This is a genomic window from Sulfitobacter sp. UBA4523 (genome assembly GCF_002388305.1).
Classification (GTDB): Bacteria; Pseudomonadota; Alphaproteobacteria; order Rhodobacterales; family Rhodobacteraceae; genus Sulfitobacter; species Sulfitobacter pontiacus.
In genome coordinates this window covers 23496-27666 of sequence record NZ_DGMH01000075.1, presented here as the reverse complement: position 1 = coordinate 27666, position 4171 = coordinate 23496, and the positions used below count along the sequence as shown (strand labels likewise).

4 protein-coding genes and 2 pseudogenes are annotated in these 4171 nt (G+C 61.4%); 2 read left to right on the top strand and 4 right to left on the bottom strand.

Translation table 11 applies throughout. From position 1 onward, the window contains the following. The 4 genes and pseudogenes from B3849_RS17605 to B3849_RS17590 all read right to left on the bottom strand — a co-directional run. Window positions 1-698, bottom strand: a pseudogene (locus B3849_RS17605) (ATP-dependent DNA ligase); the annotation flags it as partial. After that, window positions 695-1714, bottom strand: a complete 1020-nt coding sequence (locus B3849_RS17600) for a ligase-associated DNA damage response exonuclease (protein WP_286780488.1) — start codon at window positions 1712-1714, stop codon at window positions 695-697. The pseudogene B3849_RS17605 and the gene B3849_RS17600, both read right to left, overlap by 4 nt. A gap of 114 nt (window positions 1715-1828) precedes the next feature. Further along, complete coding sequence (locus tag B3849_RS17595; protein ID WP_278425656.1) at window positions 1829-2773, bottom strand: alpha/beta fold hydrolase; 945 nt, start codon at window positions 2771-2773, stop codon at window positions 1829-1831. A gap of 1 nt (window position 2774) precedes the next feature. Continuing rightward, on the bottom strand, window positions 2775-3065 hold the full coding sequence (locus B3849_RS17590; RefSeq protein ID WP_005849186.1) for an SCP2 sterol-binding domain-containing protein: 291 nt from the start codon (window positions 3063-3065) through the stop codon (window positions 2775-2777). 75 nt (window positions 3066-3140) lie between these two features. Here B3849_RS17590 and B3849_RS17585 point away from each other — a divergent pair, with 75 nt between their 5' ends. Together B3849_RS17585 and B3849_RS17580 are read left to right on the top strand one after the other, a co-directional pair. Further along, window positions 3141-3707: a tetratricopeptide repeat protein gene (locus tag B3849_RS17585; protein ID WP_278425674.1), complete on the top strand. Its 567-nt coding sequence runs from the start codon at window positions 3141-3143 to the stop codon at window positions 3705-3707. Window positions 3708-3725: 18 nt separating this feature from the next. Next, window positions 3726-4171 (top strand): annotated as a pseudogene (locus B3849_RS17580) (disulfide oxidoreductase); the annotation flags it as partial.

Sequence of the window (4171 nt, the reverse complement as noted above, 5' to 3'; positions counted from 1 at the left end):
CGGATGCCGTCCCATTTCCATTCGGCTCGCCAGTCTTGCGGATCCCCCAGTTCTTGCGGCTCGGCTTCCAGCCCATAGGCCAGATAGAAGGGATAGGGGCGCGATGCGTCGGCAGAGGCATCTTCGGCCTCTACCAGCCCATGCCATGTGGTGTCGTCGGGGTGCCAGTTGCCCATGAGGCGATGCGCAAGCTCGGGTTCGGGTTTGCCCGTGGCACGAGACAGGGCGCGGGTCATCAGCTTTTGGCTGACGCCCACCCGAAACCCGCCGGTGATCAGCTTGTTGAAGATAAATCGTTCGGTCCCGCCAAGCGTCGTCCATGCGTCAAGGACAAAGGCTTTGCGGGCCTCTTCATCCTGGGTGTAAATCTCGCGCAGTGCCGCGATCCACGCGGCAAGCGATTGATCATCCTGCGTCGGGTTGGGGGGCAGAACGAGCGTGATCGTCTCGGCCAGATCGCCAACGATGCTGTAGCTTTCCTCGAACAGCCACAGGGGGATGTTCGCGCGCTCGGCGCCCCATTCGCGCAGCTTGGTGGTCGTGACGGCGCGTTTGGGGCGGCGGCCGGAAAATAGGGCGATGGTCCATAGCCGGTCGTCATCCGGTGCCGCGCTGAAATAGTCGGACAGTGCGGCGACTTTTACTGTCGTCTTGGTGCTTTGGTCGATGGCGTTGAACAGCGCGGCAAACCGTTTCATTCGCTTGCGTCCTTATCCAGGGTTTCACCTTCGAACTGGGTGGGAACGACCTGCGCTTGCCACCCGCTATCGGCCAGAAACCGGCTGAAGACATCGGTGTAACCATGTGTCACATATATGTTTTCGGCTTCTGTCGCTTTGATCGCCGACAGCAGCCCATCCCAATCCGCATGGTCCGAGATGATAAAGCCGCGATCACCCGCACGGCGTCGACGTACACCTCGCACGGCCATCCATCCGCTGGCAAAGGCGGTTTCCTGCGGGCCGAACTTCTTGGACCACGCACTGCCCAAGGCACCGGGCGGGGCCAGCACAATCGCGCCGCGGTGATCCTTGGGGTTCAGGTCCGCATCGGCGAGGATCGTGTCGGGCAGGGTGATCCCCTGATCGCGCATGACGCGGTTGGTGTTCTCGGTCGCCGTGTGGGTCAGGATCGGGCCGATGTCGGGGTCGAGCATCGATAGCAAGCGTTGTGCCTTGCCCAAGGCATAGGCCCCCAGAAACGCCGTTTTGCCCTGTGCCGCGCAGCCTGCCCACCATGCGTTAATCTCTGCCGCCACAGCGGCTTGCTCGGCCCAGCGAAACACCGGCAGGCCAAAGGTGCTTTCGGTGATGAAGTGATGACATCTCACCGGCTCGAACGGGTCGGACAGCCCGTCATCGACCACCTTGTAATCGCCCGAGGCAACCCAGACCTCGCCGTCGACCTCAACGCGTATCTGGGCAGAGCCGGGGACGTGGCCGGCGGGGTGAAACGATACCTGCGCCCCGCCGATCTGCCGCACCTCGCCATATGCGATGCCGTCAGCGGTGATGTCGCCCAAACGGTGGCGCATGACGGGCAGGGCGATGTCGGTGGCAAGGTACCGGTTCATGCCCCAGCGGGCGTGATCGGAATGCCCGTGGGTGATCAGAGCACGGTCCACAGGCCGCCACGGGTCGATATAGAAATCACCCGCGGGGCAATAAATGCCGTTTTCGTTGAACGTCAGAACAGGTTGCTTGGCCATGCGCATAAGCTAGCGGGGCGCGCGCGTTTGAACAGGGTGGGTGAGAAAATCCTCGCTGATGCCGAGTTTTCCGTTGGAATGACGGTAGGTTGCAGGCGGAAGTTCATCCTGCGATCCGCGCTACTTTTTGGCGTTTCCAAAGAACAGGGCCGCCATCTCATCCACCGCTTTGTCGCGGGTGGCGGGGATTTCCATCAGCACTTCGTGCTCTGCGCCGTCAATGATATGCAGCTTACCGCCTTTCCAAGTCTCCATACGGGCGTGGATGCGGCCCTTGTGCACGATACGTTCGTTGGACCCGAGGAATGTGGCGCAGGGCAGGCTGGGGGCGGCGCGCAGTGACAGATGCTTGGTCTCGGATAAAGCCTCGCGCAGCCAGATAAAGCTGGGCCCGCCCAAAGACAGTTCGGGATGCGCCGCCAGTTGCGTGCGCATCATCTCGTACATCTCGGGGTCGGTGGTGAGCATGTTGTTCTCGAACGGCGCGGTCGAGATATAGGATGCCGCCTGCGTGCCGATGGGCAGCTTGTAGCCCTGACCGATGCGCGGCATCAGGTTGGAAAGCCCCGCGGCCACCAGACGCATGTGCGGCGCGATATGGATGCCCCACATCGGCGCAGTAAAGGCGGCGGCCTGTACCGACAGACCCTCCATACAGGCGCGCAGGCCGATGGCCCCGCCCATGGAGTGCGCCAGCAGGAAATACGGGCGCGGCAGCTGCAAGGCGCGGGCTGTCCGCATCATGGCCGCCACATCTTTTTGATAGTCAGAGAAGACATCGACATGGCCGATGTTACGGTCGGGGATCAACCGGTCCGACAGACCTTGCCCCCGCCAGTCAATCGCCATGACCGCCAGCCCCTTTTTCGCAAAGGCGCTTGCGGTCATCGCATATTTTTCCACGTATTCGGTGCGGCCGGGGAAAAGCAGCACGGTGCCCTTTGCCCCGTCCAGCGGCCAATGCGCGACGCGCAGCTTTTTACCATCCGATGTCTCGGCCCAATGCGCCTGACCCGTTTCGGGCAGTGGCGCAATGTCGGTGAAAAAGGGCGCGGTTTCCAGCATATTAGGAGAGAACGGACGCCAGCTTCATCGCCATGCCCATGTCGCCGTCAATCTTGAGCTTGCCGCTCATGAAGGCACCGGTCGGGTTGGTGTCGCCGGACAGGATCGCCTGGAAAGTTTCTGCGTCAGCAGAAAGGGTTACATCCGCATCTTCATCCGCGGCGCGTGCGCCGGTCGAATCCATCATGACAGTGCCTTCGTCTTCGATGTCGAACTTGGCTGTGCCGTCAAAGTCGGCCCCCGCCAGTTTTTCGTTCAGCACTGTTACAGCTTGGTTCACAATATCGCTCATCATAGGCCCTTTTCTTGGCAAATGGTGCCGACACGTCTGGAATTGTGGCGGCAGCCTGTTACATTCACTCTTGTTATGGGCAACCGCATCGTCAACCTCAAACATACCGTCGCGGCACTTGGTCTCTGGGTGTTGCTTGGGGGTATAAGTTTCGCGCAAATGTCGCCGCCTGCGGCGGCGGAATTGCTGCAGGATTTACGCGATGCCCCCGCGGCAGAGGCGCCGCGAATCGAACGTGATGTGCAGCGCGCATGGGCGCGGTCCGGCTCGGCCGCGATGGATTTGCTATATTCCCGTGGTCGCGATGCCATGTCAGAGGGGGACACCACCTTGGCGATCGCCCATCTGACAGCTCTGACGGATCACGCCCCTGATTTTGCCGAAGGCTATCACGCCCGTGCACAGGCCTATTTTGCCGCAGGTCTCTATGGCCCTGCAATCGATGATCTGGAAACGACGCTTGCCTTGAACCCGCAGCAGTATAACGCCATCTTCGGTCTGGGGGCGATCCTGCAGGAGTTTGGCGATCTGCGGGCGGCTGCCGATCTCTATCGCCGAGTGTTAAGCATTAACCCTCACCATGATAACGCGCAAAGGGCGCTCGACGGGCTGCGGCGCGACGGCATCGGGCGCACGCTTTAACGATCTAAGGAATTTCTGGTGGCAGGTGACAGCAGGGTCGTGGCCGTTTTGGGCCCGACCAATACAGGCAAGACGACCTATGCAATCGAACGGATGTTGGCGCATCGCACGGGGGTGATCGGGCTGCCGCTGCGTTTGCTCGCGCGCGAGGTCTATGACCGCATCGTTGCCCTGCGTGGCCCGTCCATCGTGGCACTGGTCACAGGCGAAGAGCGGATCGTGCCGCCGCGCACCCAATATTGGGTCTGCACCGTCGAGGCGATGCCCGAAGGTATGGGCGCTGATCTGGTTGCGGTCGATGAAATCCAGCTTTGTGCTGATCCCGAGAGGGGGCATGTCTTTACCGACCGTCTTTTGCGTGCGCGCGGTCAACACGAGACGCTTTTCATGGGGTCCGACACCATGCGCGGCTCAATCGCGGCGCTGGTGCCAGAGGCGCAGTTCATCCGGCGCGAGAGAATGTC

Excerpts from the sequence above, each read along its gene's own strand:
- B3849_RS17600 (WP_286780488.1), bottom strand. The coding sequence starts at position 1,714 with ATGCGCATGGCCAAGCAACCTGTTCTGACGTTCAACGAAAACGGCATT.
- B3849_RS17595 (WP_278425656.1), bottom strand. The coding sequence starts at position 2,773 with ATGCTGGAAACCGCGCCCTTTTTCACCGACATTGCGCCACTGCCCGAA.
- B3849_RS17590 (WP_005849186.1), bottom strand. The coding sequence starts at position 3,065 with ATGAGCGATATTGTGAACCAAGCTGTAACAGTGCTGAACGAAAAACTG.
- B3849_RS17585 (WP_278425674.1), top strand. The coding sequence starts at position 3,141 with ATGGGCAACCGCATCGTCAACCTCAAACATACCGTCGCGGCACTTGGT.